22 protein-coding genes, 2 tRNA genes and 2 pseudogenes are annotated in these 24,223 nt (G+C 66.1%); 11 read left to right on the forward strand and 15 right to left on the reverse strand.

Annotated features, from left to right (window positions below):
- Positions 1 to 46 precede the first annotated feature (46 nt).
- The gene (mutT1, locus tag AWC07_RS02920) at positions 47 to 985 is read left to right on the forward strand and encodes an 8-oxo-(d)GTP phosphatase MutT1 (protein WP_036410619.1); all 939 of its coding nucleotides are present in this window, start codon (positions 47 to 49) and stop codon (positions 983 to 985) included.
- Positions 986 to 1,066: 81 nt separating this feature from the next.
- On the opposite strand, the gene AWC07_RS02925 is transcribed toward mutT1, so the two are convergent.
- The 3 genes from AWC07_RS02925 to leuC all read right to left on the reverse strand — a co-directional run bounded on the left by AWC07_RS02925 (position 1,067) and on the right by leuC (position 3,992).
- Complete coding sequence (locus AWC07_RS02925; protein WP_036410617.1) at positions 1,067 to 1,714, reverse strand: HU family DNA-binding protein; 648 nt, start codon at positions 1,712 to 1,714, stop codon at positions 1,067 to 1,069.
- 224 nt (positions 1,715 to 1,938) lie between these two features.
- Positions 1,939 to 2,535, reverse strand: a complete 597-nt coding sequence (gene leuD, locus AWC07_RS02930) for a 3-isopropylmalate dehydratase small subunit (RefSeq protein ID WP_036410614.1) — start codon at positions 2,533 to 2,535, stop codon at positions 1,939 to 1,941.
- A gap of 23 nt (positions 2,536 to 2,558) precedes the next feature.
- On the reverse strand, positions 2,559 to 3,992 hold the full coding sequence (leuC, locus tag AWC07_RS02935) for a 3-isopropylmalate dehydratase large subunit (protein WP_036410613.1): 1,434 nt from the start codon (positions 3,990 to 3,992) through the stop codon (positions 2,559 to 2,561).
- A 66-nt stretch (positions 3,993 to 4,058) separates the two neighbouring features.
- Between leuC and AWC07_RS02940 the strand changes: the two genes are divergently transcribed.
- On the forward strand, positions 4,059 to 4,760 hold the full coding sequence (locus AWC07_RS02940; RefSeq protein WP_036410611.1) for an IclR family transcriptional regulator: 702 nt from the start codon (positions 4,059 to 4,061) through the stop codon (positions 4,758 to 4,760).
- Between the two features lie 76 nt (positions 4,761 to 4,836).
- Entirely contained in the window at positions 4,837 to 5,358 is a 522-nt protein-coding gene (locus tag AWC07_RS02945) for a PPOX class F420-dependent oxidoreductase (RefSeq protein ID WP_036410608.1), read from the forward strand.
- Between the two features lie 6 nt (positions 5,359 to 5,364).
- Here AWC07_RS02945 and AWC07_RS02950 read toward each other — a convergent pair.
- The 4 genes from AWC07_RS02950 to AWC07_RS02965 form a co-directional block, all read right to left on the reverse strand.
- Positions 5,365 to 5,437, reverse strand: a tRNA-Glu gene (locus tag AWC07_RS02950).
- Positions 5,438 to 5,521: 84 nt separating this feature from the next.
- Positions 5,522 to 5,593 (reverse strand) — tRNA-Gln (locus AWC07_RS02955).
- Positions 5,594 to 5,749: 156 nt separating this feature from the next.
- Entirely contained in the window at positions 5,750 to 7,234 is a 1,485-nt protein-coding gene (gene gltX / locus AWC07_RS02960; protein ID WP_084293379.1) for a glutamate--tRNA ligase, read from the reverse strand.
- Positions 7,231 to 8,028, reverse strand: a complete 798-nt coding sequence (locus AWC07_RS02965) for a fumarylacetoacetate hydrolase family protein (RefSeq protein ID WP_036410604.1) — start codon at positions 8,026 to 8,028, stop codon at positions 7,231 to 7,233. The genes gltX and AWC07_RS02965 overlap by 4 nt, the downstream gene beginning before the upstream one ends.
- A 16-nt stretch (positions 8,029 to 8,044) precedes the next feature.
- Here AWC07_RS02965 and AWC07_RS28370 point away from each other — a divergent pair.
- The 4 genes and pseudogenes from AWC07_RS28370 to AWC07_RS02980 form a co-directional block, all read left to right on the forward strand.
- Positions 8,045 to 8,137, forward strand: a pseudogene (locus tag AWC07_RS28370) (hypothetical protein); the annotation flags it as partial.
- Between the two features lie 99 nt (positions 8,138 to 8,236).
- A pseudogene (locus AWC07_RS02970) lies at positions 8,237 to 9,415 on the forward strand (MFS transporter).
- Positions 9,416 to 9,489: 74 nt separating this feature from the next.
- Positions 9,490 to 10,833, forward strand: a complete 1,344-nt coding sequence (locus AWC07_RS02975) for an MFS transporter (RefSeq protein WP_036411948.1) — start codon at positions 9,490 to 9,492, stop codon at positions 10,831 to 10,833.
- A gap of 205 nt (positions 10,834 to 11,038) precedes the next feature.
- The gene (locus AWC07_RS02980) at positions 11,039 to 11,632 is read left to right on the forward strand and encodes an MFS transporter (protein ID WP_244187453.1); all 594 of its coding nucleotides are present in this window, start codon (positions 11,039 to 11,041) and stop codon (positions 11,630 to 11,632) included.
- A 42-nt stretch (positions 11,633 to 11,674) separates the two neighbouring features.
- On the opposite strand, the gene AWC07_RS02985 is transcribed toward AWC07_RS02980, so the two are convergent.
- Positions 11,675 to 12,685 carry a 3-isopropylmalate dehydrogenase gene (locus AWC07_RS02985; RefSeq protein WP_036411947.1) on the reverse strand — a complete coding sequence of 337 codons (1,011 nt, stop codon included), beginning with the start codon at positions 12,683 to 12,685 and terminating at the stop codon, positions 11,675 to 11,677.
- Complete coding sequence (serA, locus tag AWC07_RS02990; RefSeq protein ID WP_036411944.1) at positions 12,682 to 14,268, reverse strand: phosphoglycerate dehydrogenase; 1,587 nt, start codon at positions 14,266 to 14,268, stop codon at positions 12,682 to 12,684. Before serA ends, AWC07_RS02985 begins: the two co-directional genes overlap by 4 nt.
- A gap of 140 nt (positions 14,269 to 14,408) precedes the next feature.
- On the opposite strand from serA, the gene AWC07_RS02995 reads away from it, so the two are divergent.
- A complete protein-coding gene (locus tag AWC07_RS02995; RefSeq protein WP_036411942.1) occupies positions 14,409 to 15,848 on the forward strand; it encodes a phytoene desaturase family protein in 1,440 nt (479 codons plus the stop codon).
- A 243-nt stretch (positions 15,849 to 16,091) separates the two neighbouring features.
- Here the strand turns inward: AWC07_RS02995 and AWC07_RS03000 are convergent, their stop codons facing one another.
- On the reverse strand, positions 16,092 to 16,511 hold the full coding sequence (locus tag AWC07_RS03000; protein ID WP_036411939.1) for a type II toxin-antitoxin system VapC family toxin: 420 nt from the start codon (positions 16,509 to 16,511) through the stop codon (positions 16,092 to 16,094).
- A complete protein-coding gene (locus AWC07_RS03005) occupies positions 16,495 to 16,728 on the reverse strand; it encodes an AbrB/MazE/SpoVT family DNA-binding domain-containing protein (protein ID WP_139829505.1) in 234 nt (77 codons plus the stop codon). The genes AWC07_RS03000 and AWC07_RS03005 overlap by 17 nt, the downstream gene beginning before the upstream one ends.
- 101 nt (positions 16,729 to 16,829) lie before the next feature.
- Here AWC07_RS03005 and wrbA point away from each other — a divergent pair, with 101 nt between their 5' ends.
- On the forward strand, positions 16,830 to 17,432 hold the full coding sequence (gene wrbA / locus AWC07_RS03010; RefSeq protein ID WP_036411937.1) for an NAD(P)H:quinone oxidoreductase: 603 nt from the start codon (positions 16,830 to 16,832) through the stop codon (positions 17,430 to 17,432).
- A 60-nt stretch (positions 17,433 to 17,492) separates the two neighbouring features.
- Here the strand turns inward: wrbA and ilvC are convergent, their stop codons facing one another.
- Genes ilvC through AWC07_RS03025 form a run of 3 tightly spaced genes read right to left on the reverse strand, consistent with a single transcriptional unit; the run spans position 17,493 to position 20,887 of the window.
- The gene (gene ilvC / locus AWC07_RS03015) at positions 17,493 to 18,494 is read right to left on the reverse strand and encodes a ketol-acid reductoisomerase (protein WP_139829508.1); all 1,002 of its coding nucleotides are present in this window, start codon (positions 18,492 to 18,494) and stop codon (positions 17,493 to 17,495) included.
- A gap of 33 nt (positions 18,495 to 18,527) precedes the next feature.
- Entirely contained in the window at positions 18,528 to 19,043 is a 516-nt protein-coding gene (gene ilvN, locus AWC07_RS03020; protein WP_036411930.1) for an acetolactate synthase small subunit, read from the reverse strand.
- Positions 19,043 to 20,887, reverse strand: coding sequence for an acetolactate synthase large subunit (locus tag AWC07_RS03025; protein ID WP_036411928.1), 1,845 nt, complete (start codon positions 20,885 to 20,887; stop codon positions 19,043 to 19,045). The genes ilvN and AWC07_RS03025 overlap by 1 nt, the downstream gene beginning before the upstream one ends.
- 301 nt (positions 20,888 to 21,188) lie before the next feature.
- Here AWC07_RS03025 and AWC07_RS03030 point away from each other — a divergent pair, with 301 nt between their 5' ends.
- Positions 21,189 to 21,566, forward strand: a complete 378-nt coding sequence (locus AWC07_RS03030) for a PH domain-containing protein (protein ID WP_036411926.1) — start codon at positions 21,189 to 21,191, stop codon at positions 21,564 to 21,566.
- Between the two features lie 6 nt (positions 21,567 to 21,572).
- Here AWC07_RS03030 and AWC07_RS03035 read toward each other — a convergent pair whose 3' ends face one another.
- Positions 21,573 to 22,418, reverse strand: coding sequence for a DoxX family protein (locus AWC07_RS03035; RefSeq protein ID WP_036411924.1), 846 nt, complete (start codon positions 22,416 to 22,418; stop codon positions 21,573 to 21,575).
- A gap of 225 nt (positions 22,419 to 22,643) precedes the next feature.
- On the opposite strand from AWC07_RS03035, the gene AWC07_RS03040 reads away from it, so the two are divergent.
- Positions 22,644 to 23,765, forward strand: coding sequence for a PQQ-dependent sugar dehydrogenase (locus tag AWC07_RS03040; RefSeq protein ID WP_084293458.1), 1,122 nt, complete (start codon positions 22,644 to 22,646; stop codon positions 23,763 to 23,765).
- The last annotated feature ends 458 nt before the right edge of the window (positions 23,766 to 24,223 follow it).

Raw genomic sequence — 24,223 nt, forward strand, 5'->3', positions numbered from 1 at the left:
CCACGACCGCGAGCGGCCCAGGCCGAATTGACCTGCAGGAGTTAACGTGTCGATCCCCAACACGTCCGTCCGCCGATGTACGGGGGGCAGGATCGTGTATGCCGCCGGCGCGGTGTTGTGGCGGCCGGGAAAGGCCAAGGGAGCAGTCGAGATAGCCGTGATCCACCGTCCCCGTTACGACGACTGGTCACTACCCAAGGGCAAGGTGGATCCCGGGGAAACGACAGCGGTGGCGGCGGTGCGCGAGGTGTTCGAGGAGACCGGTCAGCAGGTGCACCTCGGCCGGCGTCTGACCATGACTAGCTACCCGATCGACCAAGGTGTCAAAAAGGTCTACTACTGGGCGGCGCGCCGCATCGGCGGGGAATTCGTTCCCGGTAGCGAAGTCGACGATCTGGTCTGGTTGCCGATCGCCGGCGCCATGGCGCGAATCGACTATGCACAGGATCGAAAGGTCTTGCGCCGGTTCGCCAAACAGCCGGCGGACACCAAGACGGTGCTGGTGGTCCGGCACGGTACCGCCGGCAGCAAGTCCCGCTTCCGCGGCGACGACACCAAGCGACCGCTGGACAAGAAAGGACGTGCGCAGGCGGAGGCGCTTGTCGGGCAGTTACTGGCCTTCGGCGCCAGCACCATCTACGCCGCCGACCGGCTGCGCTGCCATCAGACGGTGCAGCCGCTCGCCGAGGAACTGGGCGTGAGCATTCACAACGAACGCGCCCTCACCGAGGAGTCCTACGCCAAGAACCCCAAACGGGCCCGGCATCGGGTGCTGCGGATCGCCGCGCAGCCGGGCACGCCGGTGATCTGCACGCAGGGCAAGGTAATTCCGGATCTCATCGCATGGTGGTGCGACCGCGACGCCGTGCGCCCAGACAAGTCCCGCAACCACAAAGGCAGCACCTGGGTGCTTTCGCTCTCCGGCGGACGGCTCATTGCGGCCGACCATATCGGCGGCGCGCTGGCCGCCAACGTGCGGGCCTAACGCTGGCCTAACGCGGCCTAACGCACAGATACCCTTTGGGCGGCATCGCTGCCACCCAAAGGGTATCGGCGGTGTACTGACTTACTTGCGACCGCGCCTGGTGCTCGTCGCCTTCTTGGCCGGCGCCTTGGTGGCCGGCCGCTTCGCCGCGGCCTTCTTCGCCGGCGCCTTGGTGGCCGCCTTACGCACCGGCGCCTTAGCGGCGGTCTTCTTCGCCGTTGCCTTGGTCGCCTTGGCGGGCGCCTTGGTCGCGGCCTTCTTAGCGGGCGCCTTGGTCGCGGCCTTCTTGGCGGGCGCCTTGGTCGCGGCCTTCTTGGCGGGTGCCTTGGTCGCGGCCTTCTTGGCGGGCGCCTTGGTCGCGGCCTTGCGCACGGGCGCCTTCTTCGCCGCCTTCTTGGCGGCACTCGTCCCCACGCCACGCTTCACGGCGGGGCCTTCCGCCGGGAGCTTCTGTGCCCCAGCCACAACCGCTTTGAATTGCGCGCCGGGCCGGAACGCCGGGACCGAAGTCGGCTTCACCTTCACCGTCTCGCCGGTACGGGGATTGCGAGCCACACGGGCCGCGCGGCGGCGCTGTTCGAAGACGCCGAATCCGGTAATGGTTACGCTGTCGCCCTTGTGCACGGCGCGCACAATGGTGTCGACGACATTCTCGACCGCGGCGGTCGCCTGGCGACGGTCCGAGCCCAATTTCTGTGTGAGCACGTCAATGAGCTCTGCTTTGTTCATCCAACCCTCCGAAGCTAGTGGTCCTCGTTAATGGAACCGACTAGTGGACACGGTAAACCCTCACCTGGCAAATCGCCAAGAGCCACGCGCAATTTCGGGACCCCGGAACGGCAATTTTCGCAATCCGATTGCCGCCCTTGACCGGTGGCGCGGCCTCCAAATGAACCCGGCCCGCCCGCTTTACCGAGGGTTGCGGCCGCCGAAATTCCGCATCGATCGACCCTTCACGAGCCGGGCATAGTGCGTGGTTTCCACGCTGGGTAAGCCGCTTCATAAGCCTCGATTTCGTCGAGTTTCCGCAGCGTAAGGGCTATATCGTCAAGGCCTTCAAGCAATCGCCACGCGGTGTGGTCGTCAATCCTGAACGGCAACACCGCTGTTCCGGCGGTGATATTTCGATCTTGAAGATTGACAGTGATTTCCAAACCCGGACTCTGCTCGATGAGCTTCCAAAGAAGTTCGACTCCGTCTTGGTCGACTTCGGCGGCCAGCAGCCCCGCCTTGCCGGCGTTGCCCCGGAAGATGTCACCAAATCGAGATGAGATAACCGCCCGGAATCCGTAGTCCATGAGCGCCCAGACCGCATGCTCCCGCGAAGACCCGGTACCGAAATCCGGCCCGGCGACCAAGACCGAGCCCCGGTCAAAGGGACTGAGGTTCAGCACGAACGACGGATCCGAGCGCCAACTCGCGAACAATCCGTCCTCGAAACCGGTTCGGGTGACCCGCTTCAGGAACACCGCGGGGATGATCTGGTCGGTATCGACATTGGACCGTCGCAGCGGCACGCCAATGCCGGTGTGAGTGTGAAAGGCTTGCATGCTGTTCCCCTAACCCGTTGAGTTCAATTCAAATCGGCCGGCGCGGAAAGGGTGCCGCGAACCGCGGTCGCGGCGGCCACGGCCGGTGAAACCAAATGCGTACGGCCCCCCTTTCCCTGTCGCCCTTCGAAGTTGCGGTTGGACGTCGCGGCGCAGCGCTCCCCGGGAGCGAGCTGATCCGGGTTCATTCCCAGGCACATCGAGCATCCCGCCTGCCGCCATTCAGCGCCTGCGGCGGTGAAGATCTCGCCGAGGCCTTCTACTTCGGCCTGCGCGCGAACCCGCATGGACCCCGGAACAATGAGCATCCGCACGCCCGGCGCCACCGTGCGGCCGCGCAAGACATCGGCCACCACCCGCAGGTCTTCAATGCGGCCATTGGTACACGACCCGACGAACACGGCGTCGACGGCAATGTCGCGCATTGCCGTTCCGGGCCGAAGGTCCATATAGGCCAACGCTTTCTCGGCAGCCTGGCGCTCGGCGTCGTCGGCCATCAGCTCCGGGTCGGGCACCGCGCCGGCCAGCGGCACGCCTTGTCCGGGGTTTGTTCCCCAGGTGACAAAGGGGCTCAACGAGGCGGCGTCGAGGTACACCTCGGTGTCGAAGACGGCGCCGGGGTCGGTCCGCAATTGGCGCCAATAGGCCACAGCGGCGTCCCACCGGTCACCGGTCGGCGCGTGCGGACGTCCGCGCAGGAACTCGTACGTGGTTTCGTCGGGGGCCACCATGCCGGCTCGGGCACCGGCTTCGATGCTCATGTTGCAGATCGTCATGCGGGCTTCCATGGACAGCGATTCGATGGCGGCGCCCCGGTATTCGATCACATGACCCTGTCCGCCGCCGGTGCCGATCTTGGCGATCAGCGCCAGGATGATGTCCTTGGCCGATACGCCGGGCGGCAGTTGCCCTTCGACATTGACCGCCATGGTCTTGAATGGCCGCAGCGGCAGCGTCTGGGTTGCCAGCACGTGCTCGACTTCGGAAGTGCCGATACCCATTGCCAACGCGCCGAATGCGCCGTGGGTCGAGGTATGGCTGTCGCCGCAGACGATCGTCATTCCCGGTTGGGTGAGGCCCAATTGCGGTCCGACGACGTGCACAATGCCCTGCTCGATATCGCCCATCGGATGCAGCCGGATACCGAATTCGGCGCAGTTGCGCCGCAACGTCTCCACCTGGGTGCGCGAAACCGGGTCGGCGATCGGCTTGTCGATATCGACGGTGGGCACGTTGTGGTCCTCGGTGGCAATGGTCAGGTCGGGACGCCGCACTCGGCGACCGGCCAGCCGTAAACCGTCGAACGCCTGCGGGCTGGTGACCTCGTGCACCAGATGCAGATCGATGTAGATCAAGTCGGGCCCGTCTCCTTGTTCAGAGGCGCCACCGGACACCACAACGTGGTCGTCCCAAACCTTCTCCGCCAACGTGCGGGGCCTGCGATTCTCGACTGCCATCACGAATTGCCTCGATTCACTCAGTTCGGGCTGTTGTCTCAGAATATGAGACGTTAGTATCTCGTTATGAGACAGCATAGCGGTATCGGCGTCCTCGACAAAGCCGTGAGTCTGCTGCACGCGATCGCGGAATCTCCGTGCGGACTGGCCGAACTCTGTGACCGAACCGGCCTGCCGAGGGCCACCGCATACCGGCTGGCAGCCGCTCTCGAGGTGCATCGCCTGCTGGGCCGCGACGAGGAAGGCCGGTGGCGGCTTGGTCCCGCGGTGTCCGAACTCGCGGCCCAAGTCAACGATTCGCTGCTCGCCGCAAGCAACCCGGTGCTGCCGAAATTGCGGGAGACCACCGGCGAGAGCGTCCAGTTGTATCGTCGCGAGGGCACCACGCGGGTCTGCGTGGCTGCGCTGGAACCGGTTGCGGGCCTTCGCGATACGGTTCCGGTCGGAGCGAGATTGCCGATGACGGCCGGCTCGGGGGCCAAAGTGCTGCTGGCCCATAGCGACGCGGCGACCCAACAGGCGGTGTTGCCGCATGCCAAATTCAGCGAACGGGTGCTCGCCGAAGTGCGCCGGCGCGGTTGGGCACAAAGCGTGGCTGAACGCGAGCCCGGGGTGGCCAGCGTTTCGGCTCCAGTGCGCAATAACCGCGGTGTCGTGGTCGCTGCCATATCGGTCTCTGGCCCGATCGACCGGATGGGGCGGCGCCCGGGTGCGCGTTGGGCCGCCGACCTGTTGGCGGCGGCGGAGGAGATCACTCGCCGGCTCTAGCGGCCTTACCCCGGGACGCCACCCAGCCCGCTGACGCCGCCGCGTGGGCGTCATGACCACCTGACACACTGACGCCATGGGAACCAACCAGCGCGCGCAGATCGTCATGACCGAGGCGGAAATCGCCGACTTCGTCAGCAGAAGCCGCACCGGCACGCTGGCCACCATCGGGCCGGATGGCCAGCCACACCTGACGGCCATGTGGTACGCGGTGGTCGACGGCGAAATCTGGCTCGAGACCAAGGCCAAATCGCAGAAGGCGGTCAACGTCCGACGCGATCCGCGGGTGAGCTTCCTGCTCGAGGACGGCGACACCTATGACACGCTGCGCGGGGTGTCCTTCGAAGGCGTCGCCGAGATCGTCGACGAGCCCGACGCACTGTTCCGCGTCGGAGTCAGCGTGTGGGAGCGCTACACTGGGCCCTACAGCGACGAACTGAGGCCCATGGTCGACCAGATGATGAACAAGCGCGTCGGCGTCCGCATCGTCAGTCACCGCACCCGCTCGTGGGACCACCGCAAGCTGGGGCTGCCGCACATGCCGGTGGGTGGTTCAACCGCACCGACCATGCTGGGGACCGGTGCGGCTGAAAAGTGACTTTTGTAGCCCCGATGGGATTCGAACCCACGCTACCGCCGTGAGAGGGCGGCGTCCTAGGCCGCTAGACGACGGGGCCAGAACCGATCCGAGCTGTCAGCATAGCTCACCGCGGTAAGCCCACCTAATCACTCGGTATCCGGTTCGTGTCGGTGAGACTTTGCTGGGGTACCAGGACTCGAACCTAGAATGGCTGAACCAGAATCAGCTGTGTTGCCAATTACACCATACCCCATCTGCCGCCTAAAACCGCTGGTCAGCGTGGTTTCTGGGAACCATGGCCGGGTCTCCGCGGACCGCTGCTGCCTGCCGTTGTAGGCCGACGTGCAGACTACCAAAAACTAGCCCGGCCAGTCGCACGCCCGGGTTCTATTCTGCGCGACGCCGCATTTCAGGTGACCCGATCGCGCGCTGAACGAAGCCGCGCCAGGCTGCGGTCGCGGCCGAGCAGCTCCAATGATTCGAACAGCGGCGGGCTGACCGTGGTCCCGGTGGCGGCCACTCGGATCGGTCCGAAAGCCTTGCGGGGTTTGAGATCCAGGCCTTCGATCAGCGCAGCCTTGAGGGCCTCCTCGATGGGGGCGGCGGTCCAGCCGGACACATCTTCGAGCGCGGCCACGGCCGCGGCGAGAACCGGAGCCGCGTCGGGACCCAGTTCCTTGGCGGCGGCTTTGGGGTCGATGGCGTACTGGTCGTCGCTGAGGAACTTCAGCAGATCCCACGCATCGCCGAGCACCACGATCCGGGTCTGCACCAACTCGGCGGCAGTGGCGAAGGCGGCGTCGTCCAACTCGATCCGATGGCCGTGCACTTCCAGGTAATCGCGGAGCCGACGGGTGAAGTCTTCGACATCGAGCATCCGGATGTGCTCGGCGTTGAGCGCGTCGGCTTTCTTCTGGTCGAACCGCGCCGGATTCGAGTTCACGTCGGCCACGTCGAACGCCGCCACCATCTCGTCGAGACTGAACAGATCGCGGTCGTCGGCGATCGACCAGCCGAGCAGCGCGAGATAATTCAACAACCCTTCGGGAATGAAGCCGCGGTCGCGGTGCGCGAACAGGTTCGACTGCGGGTCGCGTTTCGACAACTTCTTGGTCCCTTCTCCCAATACCGTTGGCAGATGGGCGAACTCAGGAACGCGTTCGGCTACCCCGATCCGGATCAGGGATTGGTACAGCGCGAGCTGTCGCGGAGTCGACGGCAGCAGGTCCTCACCGCGCAGCACGTGCGTGATCTTCATCAACGCGTCGTCGCACGGGTTGACCAAGGTGTACAGCGGATCTCCGTTGGCGCGGGTCAACGCGAAGTCAGGCACCGAGCCGGCCGCGAATGTGGTGGGCCCGCGGACCAAGTCGCTCCAGCTGAGATCGGCGTCGGGCATCCGCAGTCGCACCACCGGCTGACGACCCTCTGCCAGGTACGCCGCGCGCTGGGAATCGGTGAGGTGACGGTCGAAATTGTCGTAGCCCAACTTGGGGTTGCGGCCGGCGGCGATATGGCGGGCCTCGACCTCTTCGGGCGTCGAAAAGGCGTAGTAGGCCTCGTCTGCCGCGAGCAGCTGGGCGATGACGTCGCGGTAGATTTCGGTGCGCTGTGACTGACGGTATGGGCCGTAGGGTCCGCCGACCTCGGGCCCCTCGTCCCAGTTCAGGCCAAGCCAGCGCAACGCGTCGAGCAGTGCCAGATAGCTTTCCTCGCTGTCGCGCTGGGCGTCGGTGTCTTCGATGCGAAAGACGAAGGTGCCGCCCGTGTGACGGGCATAGGCCCAGTTGAACAGTGCGGTGCGGACCATGCCGACGTGGGGAATACCGGTGGGCGACGGGCAGAATCGGACCCGAACGCGGGTTTCTTCTTCTTCAGGAGCAGCTGCAGTCACGACTTTCCTTTGCGCACTACGGGATTGGTAAGTGTGCCGATGCCTTCCACGGTGATGCAGACGGTGTCACCGTCTTCGATGGGACCGACTCCGGCCGGTGTTCCGGTGAGAATGAGGTCCCCGGGCAGCAATGTCATGACCGCCGAGATCCATTCCACGATCGCCCCGATGTCGTGGATCATCAGCGACGTGCGGGCCTGCTGTTTGACTTCGCCGTTGACTTCGGTGCGCAGTTCCAGGTCGGCGGGATTCACGTCAGTGACGATCCACGGACCGACCGGACAAAATGTGTCGTGGCCTTTCGCCCGTGTCCATTGGCCGTCGGCCTTCTGCTGATCGCGGGCGGATACGTCGTTGGCGATGGTGTAGCCGAGGACGTTGTCGGCGGCCTGGGCGGCTGGGACGTCCTTGCACGGCCGGCCGATCACTATCGCGAGCTCACCCTCGAAGTGAACCGGTGATGCGTTGGCGGGCAACCGAATCGGTACATTGGGACCAACGATTGCGGTGTTGGGCTTGAGGAATATGACCGGGTCGGCCGGAGCGGGGCCGGTTTGGCCGCCCATTTCGGCGATGTGGTCGGCGTAATTCTTGCCGATGCACACCACCTTGCTGGCAAGTATCGGAGCCAGCAGCCGGACATCGGCCAACGGCCAGGAGCGGCCGGTGAAGGTCGGCGTACCGAAGGGGTGTTCCGCAATCTCCCGGACGGTCATCCCCCCCGGGTCGTCTAGCGAGCCTTCGATGCTGACGAACGCGACTCCGTCAGGACTGGCGATTCGACCAAGGCGCATTCGGATGAGCCTAACGACGGTCGCGAGCCCGGCGCAGCCGGGCGCTGCGGGCCGTCGTCGTCGGACCCAGACGGTCGCGAGCCCGGCGCAGCCGGGCGCTGCGGGCCGTCGTCGTCGGACCCAGACGGTCGCGAGCCCGGCTTGATGGCCACGGAGCCGGGCGCTGCGGGCCGTCGTCGTCGGCCCAGACGGTCGCGAGCCCGGCTTGATGGCCACGGAGCCGGTCAGCAAGGCGCTGCGCTGGTCGATGGTCGCGATTGCGCTGACGGTAACCGCCAGTGCGTTCTCCTTTATCAACGTCGTTCCGCTCATGATTCCCGCACAGGACGCCGCGCGGGGCACCGCATTGGCCGAGGCGGGTCTGCTGTCGGCGATGCCGAGCCTGGGGCATGGTGGTCACGCCATTCGCCTGGGGTTATGTAACGGACCGCATCGGCGAACGCACCGTACTCGCCACGGGATCGGCGCTGACTGCAGTCAGCGCCTTTGCCGCCGCGGCGTCGGTCAACTCGCTGGCGGCGATGGGTGCACTGTTTGGCTTTGGGCGGGATGGCGGCGGCCAGCCGCAATCCCGCCTGCGGCCGCCTGGAGGCGGGGTGGTTTCCGGCGCATCAGCGAGGGCTGGCCATGGGGGTCCGCCAGACCGCGCAACCGTCGGGAATCCCCATGGGCGCCTTAGTGATTCCGCGGCTCGCTGAGCACCGTCCAAGCTTGGGGCCTACTGTTTCCGGCATCGGCGTGCGCGGTGTCGGCCGTAGTCGGCGCCCTGATCGCACACGACCCGCCGCGCAAGCCCCGGACCGCGGCCCACCGTGATGCCGCAGTCGATGACGGTCATGCTGGTGTGGTTGGCCGGCAACCACGGGTGGTCGGTGCGGGCTGCCGGTGCGCTGGTGACCATCACTCAACTACTCGGTGCGCTGACCCGCATTGTGGCCGGCCGCTGGTCCGATTATGTGGGATCGCGCATGCACCCGGTCCGCGTTGTCACGCTCGTCACCAGCGTCACGTTGCTGATGTTGTCCCTGGCCAATCAGCTCGATTCGCCGCTTGCGGTGGCGTTCATGGTGTCCGTCTCGGTCATCGGGGTGATGGACAACGGGCTCGATGCCACTGCGATCACTGAATTCGCCGGACAATTCTGGAGTTGGCGCGCGCTGGGTGTTCAGAACACGACCCAGCGGCTATGGCCTTGGCCGGCCCGCCGGCATTCGGAGCGATGATCACGGTCGGCGGATATCCACCGGCGTTCGCACTGTGCGGTTTGTTCCCACTGGCCGCGGCGCCCTTAGTGCCCGTCGGCTTGCTCCCGCCCGGCGCGGAAGACCGCGCAGCCGAACATGCTGTTGGCCAACTTCAACGGAGACCAGTTCTTGCCCGTCATTGACAGCCGCGTGGGGCGGTCGGGCCGGCGACCTTTCCGGGCGGCCGGAAGGCGCCTGCTTGTGCGAGCATGAGCCAATGCCGCGTCAACCGAGCGACCCAGGCGAATTGAGCTTGTTTGCACGCTGGTCGATCGTGGTCGTCTCGCTGCTGGTGACCGCGAGTTCGTTTCTCTTCATCAACGGCGTTGCCTTCCTGATCCCCCGGCTGGAAGCCGCGCGCGGAACCCCGCTGACCGAGGCAGGTCTGTTGGCGTCGATGCCCAGCTGGGGCATGGTGGTAACGCTGGTGGCGTGGGGCTACGTCCTGGACCGCGTGGGTGAGCGGATTGTAATGACCGTGGGCTCGGTTCTCACTGCGGCGGCCGCCTATGCCGCCGCATCGGTGCACTCGCTGACGCTGATGGGCATCTACCTGTTTCTGGGCGGCATGGCGGCCGCCAGCTGCAACAGCGCCGGCGGCCGGCTGGTATCGGGCTGGTTTCCGCCGCATCAACGAGGACTGGCGATGGGCGTCCGTCAGACCGCGCAACCGCTGGGAATCACGCTGGGCGCACTGGTCATACCCGAGCTGGCCGAAGGTGGCACCCGTGCCGGGCTGATGTTTCCCGCCGTTGCGTGCACCGTGGCCGCGGTGGCCAGCCTGCTCGGAGTAGCCGACGCGCCGCGCAAGTCCCGCAAGGTCGCCACTGACGAAGAGCTGGCCAGTCCGTATCGGGGATCGTCGGTGTTCTGGCGGATCCACGCGGTATCGGCGCTGCTGATGATGCCGCAGACGGTGACCGTGACGTTCATGTTGGTCTGGCTGATCGACCGGCAAGGTTGGTCGGTCGCAGCGGCCGGCGGTCTGGTGACCATTTCGCAGCTGCTGGGTGCGCTGGGCCGGATCGCGGTTGGGCGCTGGTCAGACCACGTCGGCTCACGCATGCGACCCGTCCGCGTTATCGCCGTCGCCGCCGCATCGGCGCTGTTCCTGTTGGCGCTCGCCGACAGGATCGGTTCGCGCTATGACGTGTTATTCATGATCGCCATCTCGGTGATCGCGGTACTCGACAACGGGTTGGAGGCAACGGCGATCACCGAGTTCGCCGGACCCTATTGGAGTGGACGCGCACTGGGGACCCAGAACACCACCCAGCGCCTGGTGGCGGCCGCCGCACCCCCACTGTTCGGTGCGCTTATTACGACGGCGGCCTATCCACTGGCCTGGGGGCTGTGTGGATTGTTCCCACTGGCGGCGGTGCCGTTGGTGCCGACTCGCATGCTGCCGCCCGGCTTGGAGACCCGGGCGCGGCGGCAATCGGTTCGGCGGCATCGCCGGCGACAAGCCATTCGGGCCCGCGAGCTGCCAACCAGGCCGCGGCTGCCCGGCCCATTCGGGCCGTCGAAACGAGGCGGACGAGCACCGACGCCACCGATTTGATCGCTCGGCGGCGGCGCCTCGCGAGGCTTGCCGAAATGGGCGGCCGGCTGGTAACGGGCTGGTTTCCCGCCGAGCTGCGCGGGCTGGCGATGGGAATCCGCCAGACCGTACAACCGCTGGGAATCGGATCGGCTGCGCTGGTGCTCCCTGAGCTCGGCGAACGCTCCATTTCGGTTGCGCTGAATTCCCCGCAACGGTATGCGTATTGTCAGCGCTGCTTTGCGCAGTGTGGGGGCGGCCCGCCGACCACACGGAGTTGGCCAATCCCTACCGCGGCACGGCAGTGCTGTGGCGAATCCACCTCGCGTCTGCCCTGCTCATGGTTCCGCAGACGGTGATTCTGACGTTCATGCTGGTCTGGTTGATCAACAGCCACGGCTGGTCGATCGCGGCAGCCGGCACTCTGGTGACCGTCTCGCAACTGCTGGGCGCGCTTGGCCGCATCGCCGCCGGGCGGTGGTCGGACCATGTCGGGTCGCGAATGCGGCCCATCCGGATCATTGCCGTCGCCGCTGCCCTGGTGATGATGTCGCTGGCGGTGGCCGATCATCTGTACTCGGCTGTCGCGGTGGCGCTCATGGTCGCCGCGTCGGTGATCACCGTGCTCGACAACGGCTTGGCGTTCACCGCGATCCCCGAGCTGGCCGGGCGCTTCTGGAGCGGACGCGCGATGGGCGCCCAGAACACCACCCAGCGACTCGCCGCGGCAATCGGACCGCCGGTGTTCGGCGAGGCAGCCGAGGTGTCCGGCTTTCTGCTGGCCTTCGCGGTGTGCGGACTGTTTCCGCTGCTGGCGTGACCGATTGTGCCGTAGCACGCGCGCGCACGCCCGAGCGGCAGGCTAGAGCGCCGTGGCAATCCGGTCGCCCACGGCGGTGGTGGCCAGTCGTTCGTCCCCCCGAGTCGCCAAGTAGGCTTCGACCGCCCGGTCCACCCGGCCCGCGGCGTCGTCCGCGCCGACGTGGGCAAGCAGCAGCGCCACCGACATGATCGCCGCGGTCGGATCGGCAATGCCCTGACCGGCAATGTCGGGCGCGCTGCCATGCACCGGCTCGAACATCGACGGGTTGGTCCGGGTCGCGTCGATATTTCCACTGGCAGCCAAGCCGATTCCGCCGCACACCGCCGCCGCCAGGTCGGTGATGATGTCGCCGAACAGGTTGTCGGTGACGATGACGTCGAAGCGACCGGGGTCGGTGATCATGTGGATGGTCGCCGCGTCGACGTGCTGATACGCCACCTCGACGTCGGGATACTTCTCGCCGATCTCCTGCACGGTTCGCCACCACAGCGCGCCGGCGAACGTGAGCACGTTTGTCTTGTGCACCAGCGTCAGGTGCTTGCGGCGCCGCTGGGCTCGCTCGAACGCGTCTTGGACAACTCGGCGCACCCCGAATGCGGTGTTCACGCTGACTTCGGTGGCCACCTCGTGGGGCGTGCCGACCCGAATCGCACCGCCGTTTCCGGTGTAGGGACCCTCGGTTCCCTCGCGTACCACCAGGAAGTCGATCTCGGGGTTGCCCGCCAGGGGGCTGCTCACTCCCGGGTACAGCCGAGCCGGCCGCAGATTGATGTGGTGGTCCAGCTCGAAACGCAGTCGCAGCAACAAGCCGCGCTCGAGGACACCGCTGGGCACCGACGGGTCGCCGATCGCCCCGAGCAGGATGGCATCGTGCTCGCGCAGTTCGGCGAGCACCGAGTCCGGCAACAGCTCGCCGGTGGCATGGAACCGCCGGGCGCCGAGGTCGTAGCTGGTCTTCTGCACGCCCGGCAGCACCGCGTCGAGGACCTTGACCGCTTCGGCCACCACCTCGGGACCGATCCCGTCGCCTGCGATGACCGCGAGCTTCACGACAGGTCAACCACTTCGAGCTTGTCAGCGCCGACTGCAGCCACGATCGCCGACCGGACCTCGTTCGGCACATCCCGGTCCAACCGCAGCAGGATCGTCGCACCCGGACCCTCGACGTCCTCGGACAGCTGCGCGGCGTGGATGTTCACTCCGACCCCGCCGAGCAGAGTGCCGATCTTGCCCAGAGCTCCCGGCCGGTCGACGTAGTGGACGACGAGGTTGATCCCTTCGGCACGCATGTCGAAGTGGCGACCGTTGATCTGCACAATCTTCTGGGTCAATTGCGGGCCATACAGCGTGCCCGAGACATCCACGACGGAGCCTTCCGCGCCGACCGCACGAACGTCGACGACACTGCGGTGGTTCGGGCTTTCCGAGGCCTTCCTGATCTCCGCGGAGACCCCGCGCTCGGCGGCCAGCGCCGGGACGTTGACAAAGGTCACCGGATCCTCGATCACCGCCGAGAACAGCCCGCGCAGCGCCGATAGTTTCAGCACCTCAACGTCTTCGGAGGACAGCTCGCCGCGGACCTGTACCGACAATGACACCGGCATGCCGTCGGAGAGGGCGGCCGCCAGCACGCCGAGCTTGCGCACCAGGTCCAGCCAGGGCGCCACCTCTTCGTTGACCACTCCCCCGCCGACGTTGACCGCGTCGGGAACGAACTCCCCGGCCAGCGCCAACCGGACGCTTTCGGCGACATCGGTTCCCGCCCGATCCTGGGCTTCCACGGTGGACGCCCCCAGGTGCGGTGTGACGACCACCTGCGGCAGCTCGAACAGCGGGCTGTCGGTGCACGGCTCGCTGGCGAACACGTCGAGACCGGCCGCACGCACGTGACCCCTGGCGACCGCGTCGGCCAGCGCCGCCTCGTCCACCAGGCCGCCGCGGGCGGCGTTGACGATGATGACGCCGGGTTTGGTCTTGGCCAGTGCTTCTTTGTCGATCAGACCTGCGGTCTCGGGCGTCTTGGGCAGGTGCACCGAGATGAAGTCGGCGCGGGCCAGCAGGTCGTCCAGGGGCAGCAATTCGATGCCGAGTTGCGCAGCGCGGGCGGGCGAGACGTACGGGTCGTAGGCGACGACGTGGGCGTCGAACGCGGCGACCCGCTGCGCCACCAACTGTCCGATGCGGCCCAATCCGACGACACCGACGGTCTTTCCGAAGATCTCGGTGCCGGAGAACGAGGACCGCTTCCAGGTGCGCTCGCGCAGCGTGGCATCGGCGGCCGGGATCTGCCGGGCCGCAGCCAACAGCAACGCCAACGCGTGCTCGGCGGCGCTGTGGATGTTCGACGTCGGGGCGTTGACCACCAGCACGCCGCGCGCGGTGGCGGCGTCCACGTCGACGTTGTCCAGTCCGACGCCGGCGCGTGCCACGATCTTCAGCTTGGGAGCCGCGGCCAGCACTTCGGCGTCCACGGTGGTGGCGGACCGCACCAACAGGGCGTCGGCCTCGGGCACCGCGGCCAGTAGCTTTTCGCGATCCGGACCGTCTACCCAGCGCACCTCGACCTGGTCTCCCAGGGCAGCGACCGTCGATTGGGCAAGTTTGTCGGCGATTAACACAACAGGCAGGTTCACCCGGACAGCGTAGCGGCGACCGCGAGCGCGGCGGAGCCGGGCGCTGCGGGTCGACGCCATCGAACCAGCGGCGACCGCGAGCGCGGCGGAGCCGGGCGCTGCGGGTCGACGCCATCGGCTCGGTCGGTTGTAATCAACGGGTGGACGTCACGGTCGTCGGCAGCGGGCCCAACGGGCTGGCTGCGGCCGTCATCTGCGCCCGAGCCGGCCTGAAAGTACAGGTACTCGAGGCCCAGCCTACCTTTGGAGGCGGCGCGCGCAGCGCGGCTGACGTCGAATATCCCGGGGTCCTGCACGACGTGTGTTCGGCGGTGCATCCCCTGGCGCTGGCGTCGCCGTTTTTCGCCGAGTTCGATTTGCCCGCACGCGGTGTGACACTGGCCGTACCAGAGATCGCGTATGCCAACCCGCTGCCGGATCGGCCGGCGGCGATCGCCTACCGCGACCTGACCCGCACCTGTGCCGAGTTGGACGACGGTGCGTCCTGGCGACGCCTGCTCGGGCCGCTGGTGACGAATTCCGGTGCCGTCGTGGACGTTATGCTCGGCGACAAACGTTCGGTTCCCACTTCGCTGATGCCGACCGTGCATCTCGGGTTGCGAATGCTGGCCCAGGGCACGCCCGCGTGGCGATCGCTGGTGGGCGACGATGCCCGGGCGCTGTTCACCGGCGTTGCAGCCCACGCCATTTCGCGGTTGCCGTCGCTGGTGTCGGCGGGTGCGGGGCTGATGCTGGCCACCCTCGCGCATTCGGTCGGCTGGCCGATCCCGGTGGGCGGCAGCCAGGTGATCGCCGACGCGCTGATCGCCGATCTGCGGGCACATGGCAGTGAGCTGGCATCAGGCGTCGAGATCACCTCTGCGCCTTGCCCTCCGGGCGAAATCGTCGTTTTCGATACGGCACCGACCACACTGTTACGTGTTTACCGTGACACGATTTCGGCTCGGTACGCTAAAGCGTTGCGCCGGTATCGGTTTGGATCGGGAGTGGCAAAGGTCGACTTCGTGCTCGGCGACGAGATTCCCTGGTCGGATACCCGGCTCAGACAGGCGCCGACACTTCACCTCGGGGGCACCCGCGAGCAGATGGCGCGAGCCGAGGCGGCCATCGCGGCAGGGCACCACGCTGACTGGCCGATGGTGCTGGCCGCAAGTCCGCACCTCGCCGACCATGGCCGCATCGATTCCGCCGGTCGCCGGCCATTCTGGACGTACGCCCACGTGCCGTCGGGCTCGCGGGTCGACGCGACCGAGGCGGTCACGCGGGTCGTCGAGCGGTTCGCACCCGGCTTCCGCGACGTCGTCGTCGCGGCCCGTTCCGTGCCCGCTGCACAGCTGGCCGACCACAACGCCAACTACGTCGGCGGCGATATCGCGGTGGGCGCTAATTCCGTCTGGCGTGCGATCGCCGGGCCCACGCCACGCGTTAACCCTTGGCGCACACCAATTCCCAGGGTATACCTATGTTCGGCGGCCACCCCGCCCGGCGCGGGAGTGCACGGCATGTCCGGTTATTACGCCGCGCGCGCAGTCTTGCGGCACGAGTTCGGTATTCGAGACGCTCCTGGACTTGCTCCGTGATCGCGTCTGACTACTGCTTCGAGGTGAGGGACTTCAACGAGCGCAACCTGGAATGCCGTTAAGCACAAGCTGCAGTATCGCCGACACAGGAGACAGGCATCGACAAATGGGTGCTTGAGCCGAGCGCCGGGCCAACTCGCCCAAGGCGCCACCGACGCGGCAATCGGGAGGAGTGCGGTAAGTATTGCCGTAGCACGGCTTGGCATTCGTCGACCGCCGGCTCCGGTGTCATCGCGAAATCGGCTATAGCAGTTCATAGTTGACGCCAAGCACGCGATATGTCGATTCGGCCCGGCGGTCGCAGGTAACGAGTGGCAGCTTGTGCTTGCGGGCAGCAGCACCGACTAGACCGTCGTAGAGCGCGCCGCCGGCCAAGCCCAATTCGGCAAATTCCCGCAACAGGTCTTTTGTATCCGTCGCGGACAGAAAGCGAGAGTCCGGAAAATTCGTCTCCTCAAGGCGAAGCGCCGCAGCAGGATTGAGCCTGTATGGCGGTGGCAGTCGGGTGAGGACCGATAGCAACTCCACCGCCGCATGCCCTGACATTCCACGCCGGCATGCAAGGAGCCGCGCTCGGGCGGCGAGATGAAACGGATTCTCACGCTGCGCCAGCGCGAGTGCCGCGCTGGTGTCGACAAGGACGTGTTCAGCGCTGGTCGGCAAGGCGCAACTCCCTGACCGCGTCGGCGTCAATCTCTGGACCACCACTGGGCAGTAGGAGAAGCCCGTCCTCTTCGATGAGGTCGTCGGCTGCCACGCTTTCGATCCGGATCGCAGCACCGTCGAGGGAAATCTCCACCTCACCAGAGGTAATGCCCGCCTGTTCACGAAGCGACTTCGGAATTACCAAGCGTCCGGCCTTATCGATGGTGGTACGCATACCATCATGCTACCATTGCTCTGGTATCGAAACTGGTGCGACATAACCTCAAAGCCCTCGCGGCCAGCGGGGATGCTCGAGCGGGGGCATACGCTGACCCCATGACGAAACTCGCGGTCATCTACTACTCAGCTACCGGCCATGGAACGACGATGGCCAAGCGGGTCGCCGCGGCGGCCGAGGCAGCCGGTGCCGAAGTCCGCATTCGCCACGTGACCGAGACCCGCGACCCGGCCTCGTTTGCGCACAACCCGGCCTGGATGGCGAATTACGAAGCAACGAAAGATCTTCCGGCCGCAAACGGTGAGGACATCGTGTGGGCCGACGCGGTGATTTTCGGCTCACCCACCCGTTTCGGCTGCGTTGCAGCGCAATTGCGGGATTTCCTGGACTCGCAGGGCGGGTTGTGGGCCGAGGGCAAGCTGGCCGACAAGGTCTATGCCGCCTTCACGTCCAGCAACACCTTGCACGGCGGCCAGGAGACCACGCTGCTGACCCTGTATGTCACGCTGATGCATTTCGGCGGCATCATCGTGCCACCCGGATACACTGACCCGCTGAAGTTCGTCGACGGCAATCCCTATGGGGCAAGCCTGGTTTCTACTCACGACAATATCAACGAGTTCGACGGGGCGACCGGTGACGCGTTGGAGCACCTGGCGCGCCGGGTGGTCCAGACTGCCGACCGCCTGCGCCGACACTGAACCTACGCACGCGACACGCCGACGCGGGTGTGCGCAGATTCAGTCTCGACGCGTCGAAAGCTACGCCGTCTCGGTGATCGGCCGGTCGACCCAGCTCATCAGGTCGCGCAGTTTCTTGCCGGTGACCTCGATGGGGTGCTCGGCGTTCTCCTTACGCAATTCCTCTAGCTGCTTGTTGCCGCCCTCGACGTTGGCGACCAGCTTCTTGACAAAGGTGCCGTCCTGGATTTCGCTCAGGATCTCGCGCATCCGCTCCTTGGTGCTGGCGTCGATGATGCGCGGACCCGACAGATAGCCGCCGAATTCCGCGGTATCGGACACCGAGTAGTTCATCCGCGCGATGCCGCCCTCATACATCAGGTCGACGATCAGCTTGAGCTCGTGCAGCACCTCGAAGTAGGCCATCTCGGGCGGGTAGCCCGCCTCGACCATCACGTCGAACCCGGCCTTCACCAATTCCTCTGTACCACCGCACAATACGGCCTGCTCACCGAAAAGGTCGGTCTCGGTCTCGTCCTTGAAGGTCGTCTTGATGACGCCGGCGCGGGTGCCGCCGATGGCCTTGGCGTAGGACAGCGCCAGCGCCTCGCCCTGACCGGTCGGGTCCTGGTCGACGGCGATCAGGCAGGGCACGCCCTTGCCGTCGACGAACTGGCGGCGCACCAGGTGGCCGGGTCCCTTGGGGGCGACCATTGCGACGGTGACGTCGGCGGGCGGCTTGATCAGATTGAAGTGGATGTTGAGGCCGTGACCGAAGAACAACGCGTCACCCGGCTTCAGGTTGGGCTCAATGTCATTGGCGAAGATTTCAGCCTGGGCGGTGTCGGGGGCCAGCAGCATAATCACGTCGGCCCACTTGGCGACTTCCGCCGGCGTGTCGACCTCCAGGCCCTGCTCCGTCACCTTGGCCCGCGACTTGGAGCCTTCCTTCAGCCCGACGCGCACTTGCACGCCGGAGTCGCGCAGGCTCAGCGAGTGGGCGTGGCCCTGGCTGCCGTAGCCGATGATGCCGACCTTGCGGCCTTGGATGATCGACAGGTCTGCGTCGTCGTCGTAGAACATCTCTAATGCCACTGTTGAGTTTCTCCTTGTGTGTTACTTGGCAGTGCCGATACTGCGCGGGCCGCGGGACAACGACACCATTCCGGATTGGGCGAGCTCGCGGATACCGAAGGGCTCCAAGACTCGCAGCAGCGCCTCGAGCTTGCCGCGGTTACCGGTGGCCTCCACGGTCAATGATTCCGGAGATACGTCAATCACGTTGGCGCGGAAGAGGTTTACCGCTTCGATCACCTGGCTGCGGGTACCGGCGTCCGCGCGGACCTTGATCAGCGCCAATTCCCGGGACACCGAATGATCGTCGTCCTGTTCGACGATCTTGATGACGTTGATCAGCTTGTTCAGCTGCTTGGTGACCTGTTCGAGCGGGGTCTCCTCGCAGGCGACCACGATGGTCATCCGCGACATGTCCTTCTGATCGGTCGCGCCCACCGCCAACGATTCGATGTTGAAACCGCGCCGGGAGAACAGCGCCGCGACGCGCGCCAGCACGCCGGGTTTGTCTTCGACCAGGACCGACAGCGTGTGTGTCTTAGGCGACCCGTTCACCATCAGGCGTGCCCTTCACTTTCGTCGTCGAAAAGGGGACGGATACCACGGGCGGCCTGGATCTCGTCGTTGCTGGTGCCGGCGGCCACCATCGGCCACACCTGTGCGTCGGCGCCGACGATGAAGTCGATCACCACCGGGCAGTCGTTGATCGCCCGAGCCTGGTTGATCACGTCGACAACGTCTTCCGTACGCTCGCAACGCAATCCGACGCAACCTAACGCCTCGGCCAGCTTGACGAAGTCGGGGATTCGGTGCGAGTGGGTGGCGAGGTCGGTCTGGGAGTAGCGCTGTTCGTAGAACAGGCTCTGCCACTGCCGCACCATGCCCAGGTTGCCATTGTTGATCAACGCCACCTTGATCGGTATGCCCTCGATCGCGCAGGTGGCCAGTTCCTGGTTGGTCATCTGGAAACAGCCGTCGCCGTCGATCGCCCACACCTCGGTATCGCGCAACGCGATCTTGGCTCCCATGGCCGCCGGGATAGCGAACCCCATGGTGCCCAGCCCGCCGGAGTTCAGCCAGGTGCGTGGCTTCTCGTAGGAGATGAACTGCGCCGCCCACATCTGGTGCTGGCCGACGCCGGCGACGTAGACGGCGTCCGGGCCGGCGATCTTGCCCAGCTGCTCGATCACGTACTCCGGGCTCAAACTGCCGTCGCTCTGCGGTCCGTAGCTCAGCGGATAGGTTGTGCGAACGCCGTCAAGATATGTCCACCAATCGCTCAGCTCGAGAGTGCCGGGAATGTCGTAGTGGCGCAGCATCGCGATGAGCTCGGAGATGACGGCCTTGACGCAGGCCACGATCGGAACATCGGCGTGGCGGTTCTTGCCGATCTCGGCCGGGTCGATGTCGGCGTGGATGACCTTGGCCTCCGGGGCGAACGAATCGAGTTTTCCGGTGACCCGGTCGTCGAAACGGGTGCCCAGTGCGATCAGCAAGTCGCTGCGCTGCAGCGCTGCCACGGCGGCCACCGTGCCGTGCATACCCGGCATGCCCAGGTTCTGCCGATGGCTGTCCGGAAACGCTCCGCGAGCCATCAGTGTGGTGACCACCGGGATGCCGGTCAGTTCGGCCAGTTCGCGGAGCTGCTCGGTCGCCTCGCCGCGGATGACGCCGCCGCCGACGTAGAGCACCGGCTTGCGCGCGGCGGCGATCAGCTTGGCGGCAGCGCGGATCTGGCGGTTGTGCGGTTTGGTGTTGGGCTTGTAGCCGGGCAGGTCCATCCGCGGCGGCCAGCTGAACGTGCACTGGCCCTGCAGCACGTCTTTGGGGATGTCGACGAGCACAGCTCCAGGACGACCGGATGCCGCGATGTGGAACGCCTCGGCGAGCACCCGGGGAATCTCGTCGCCGGAGCGGACCAGGAAGTTGTGCTTGGTGATCGGCATCGTGATACCGGAGATGTCGGCCTCCTGGAAGGCGTCGGTGCCGATCAGCCCGCGGCCGACCTGACCGGTGATGGCGACCACCGGTATCGAGTCCATTTGTGCGTCGGCCAGCGGCGTCACCAGGTTGGTCGCACCAGGGCCCGATGTCGCCATGCACACCCCCACCCGGCCGGTGGCGTGTGCGTAGCCGCTGGCAGCGTGGCCGGCGCCCTGCTCATGGCGGACCAGCACGTGGCGTAGCTTCTGAGAGTCGAACAGCGGGTCGTACACCGGCAATACGGCACCGCCCGGGATCCCGAAGATGACGTCGACGTCGAGTTCTTCCAGGGACCGAATGACCGCCTGCGCCCCGGTGAGTTGCTGCGGCGCAACATGTTTGGGCTGGGGCACCGACGGATTGGCGCCGTTTTCCCCGCCTTGCGACGTTGGTGAGTGTGGCTTCGTTGGTGCGCTCACTGTCCTGTTAGTCCTTTATTGCGGTGGCAGTCTCGTTGGTGGGCAACAAAAAACCCCCGTCAGCTCAAGCTGCTGCACGAGGGTTGCGCGTTGGTGCTCGATCGACCTAGTCAGGCACCAACGCGCCGACCAAGTACTACAAGCATTGTGGGGAGCATTCCGGGCTCTCCGGCGGTATCCATAGCGTCTGACGGTAGCCTTCGTACAGCTCAACCGTCAAATCCGCTCCCACACGCAGCCGTACGTGTGCGTGAGACCGCATGGACGCGGCACGGCGCGCGCACGGTGGAATGATACGAGGGTGGTTACTGGCTCACCGGTGGTGATCAGGGTGTCACCGATCGCGCACCTGGCCGTGGGATTTGCGACCCTGGGACTGCTCATACCCGTGCTGGCGTGGCCGCCGAGTGCGCCGCTGCTGCTCATCCCGGTGCTGTTGTCGGCATTGATCATCAGGCTGCGTACCGTCGCCGACCACGACGGGGTGACGGTGCGGACGCTGCTGGGCAGTAAGACGGTGCGCTGGGACGACATCGACGGCCTGCGGTTCCACCGGGGTTCGTGGGCGCGGGCCCGACTCAGGGACGGTACCGAGCTGCGATTGCCCGCGGTCACGTTCTCGACCCTGCCGCAATTGACCGAGGCAAGCTCGGGGCGGGTTCCCAACCCCTACCGGTAAGGACGTTCAGGCCAGCGGGTTCACCCCGTTGAGGAACACCCACACGGCGATCCCGGCGGCAATGCCGGCCAGTAACGCCACGAATGACCCGATGAAGGGGCGTTGTGCCCAGCCGCGGCCCGCGTCCAGGCCGTAGCGGCCGGGGCCGCTCAAGATGACGGCAACAGCCATCACCACCAGGGAGATCTGGTACTCGTTCCCGTCCGGCAGGAAGTAGGTGAAGTGCGAATGCGGCCGGGCCGAGACCATCGCGAGCAGGCCGTTGATCAGGAAGGCCAGTGCGCCCGCCGCCGCCAGCGGGGTGAACAGGCCCAGCACCAACAGCACTCCGGCGACGATCTCGCCTCCGGCACCCACGTAGGCCAGGATGTCGGCGTGCTGATAGCCGACGTCGGACAGTGAGTTCTTGAATCCGGTGACCCCGGAGCCACCCCACCAGCCGAACAGCTTTTGCAATCCGTGGGCTATCAGGACCGCGCCCAGCCCGACGCGTAACAGCAGCAGACCCAGATGCTGCGTGCCGCGCCGGCCGGCGGCGCGTACTCGCTCGTCGTCCTCGTCGATGTCGATCGCGGGTGCTGACAGCATCGGCCGCACGGACGGCTGCGGCTGGGCGTATGGAAGTGGCTCCTCCGCCTCGATCAGGTGGTATCCCGAGTTGACGACACCGGAATTGGCGGGGTCATAGGGCGGGATGACGGTGGTGGTACCGGTATTTCCAAAGTCGCCCGAGTAGCTGCCGGGGCTCAAATCGTCTTCGGGGTCGACCAGGCTTGCCGAAACGGGGCGTCCCGCGATGGGCCCCGGGGAACCGTCCGGCCGCTGCCAATGTGAATCATTCGAACTGGTCACTCGTGCCAGGGTAAGGGCATTTAGTCCTGAATTTGGGATTTGAGCGGCGCTTTCGCCTGTTGAGTCGGCACTTCGTGCGCCACCAGCCCCGCCGGACGCCCCAAATCGGGCTCCGGTAGACCAACCATGACTGATTTGCCTTGCCATGCCGGGGCCGCAAGGCGGCGGTGGCAGGTGGCGGTGGCAGGTGGCGGTAGCGCCGCCGAAGTCCGTAGCCTGTCGGTCATGCGGATACGGCGGTCGGTTCGGTGCGCGCTCACCGCGTTGTGTGCGGTGATGCTGGTCGCGAGCGGCTGCGCGCGGTTCAACGATGCCCAGTCGCAGCCTTTCACCACGAATCCCGAACTCCGGCCTCAGCCCAGCTCGACGCCTCCCCCGCCGCCGCCGCTGCCTCCCACGCCATTCCCGAAGGCATGTCCGGCGCCGGGCGTCATGCAGGGCTGTCTGGAGAGCACCAGCGGCCTGATCATGGGTATCGACAGCAAGACCGCCCTGGTCGCCGAGCGCACCACCGGCGCCGTCAAGGAAATCTCGATCATGGCCGAACCCAAGGTGAAGATGGTCATCCCGGTCGACCCGGCCGGTGACGGCGGCTTGATGGATATCGTGCTGTCGCCGACTTACTCGCAGGACCGGCTGATGTACGCCTACATCAGCACGCCCAGCGACAACCGCGTCATCCGGATAGCCGACGGCGACGTCCCGAAGGACATCCTGACCGGCATTCCCAAAGGTGCTACCGGTAACACCGGGGCGCTGATTTTCACCAGTCCCACCACGCTCGTTGTCATGACCGGCGATGCGGGCAACCCGGCGATGGCCGCCGATCCCAATTCGTTGGCCGGCAAGGTCCTGCGCATCGAACAGCCCACGACCATCGGACAGGCGCCGCCGACGACGGCGTTGACCGGGATCGGCTCGGGTGGCGGCATGTGCATCGATCCCGTCGACGGCTCGCTCTATGTCGTCGATCGCACGCCCGGGGCCGACCGGCTACAGCGCATCACCAAGAAGTCGGAGGTCTCGACGGTGTGGACCTGGCCGGACAAGCCCGGCGTTGCCGGGTGTGCGGCCATGGACGGCACCGTGCTGGTGAACCTGATCAATACCAAGCTGACGGTCGCAGTCCGGCTCGCGCCGTCGACCGGCGCCGTAACGGGCGAACCCGACGTCGTCCGTAAGGACACGCACGCACATGCCTGGGCCCTGCGGATGTCGCCGGACGGCAACGTCTGGGGTGCGACGGTCAACAAAACCGACGGTGACGCGGAGAGGCTCGACGATGTGGTGTTTCCGTTGTTCCCGCAGGGCGGCGGATTCCCCCGCAACAACGACGACAAGACGTAGCCCAGACCTAGCCCGGTTGCGGGCCGGGCCCCCGCAGCGCCCTGGTTGGGACGTGACCACGGCTGTCGCATCAGTCACATCAGCCACAGAGCCTCTGAGGGTACCGGTACGCGTCGCGCCCGGCTATCAGCGACGAATCCAAACCGCCGCAACGTGTCGCCCACAGCGGTCGTGGGGCTGCGCTCCGGTGTGGGGAGATGTAAATCGCGTGCTGGTGCGGTTGGGTCGGTGGCTGGCGGCGCCGACTGTGCGCTGGCGGCGCCGAGTGTGCTCTGGCGGCGTCGAATGTGCGCTGGCGGCGCCGACTGTGCCGTCAGGGCGGCCGATCATGGATGTGGCCGCCCCACATACACAGTCAAAGCCGTCACCGCACACACGATGCGGCGGCATGACAGCCGATTCGGTGAGCACGTGAAACATCCCCCGAACGCCTGCCATCACAAGCGGTTTGAGCGTCC

Source organism: Mycobacterium gastri (assembly GCF_002102175.1).
GTDB lineage: Bacteria > Actinomycetota > Actinomycetes > Mycobacteriales > Mycobacteriaceae > Mycobacterium > Mycobacterium gastri.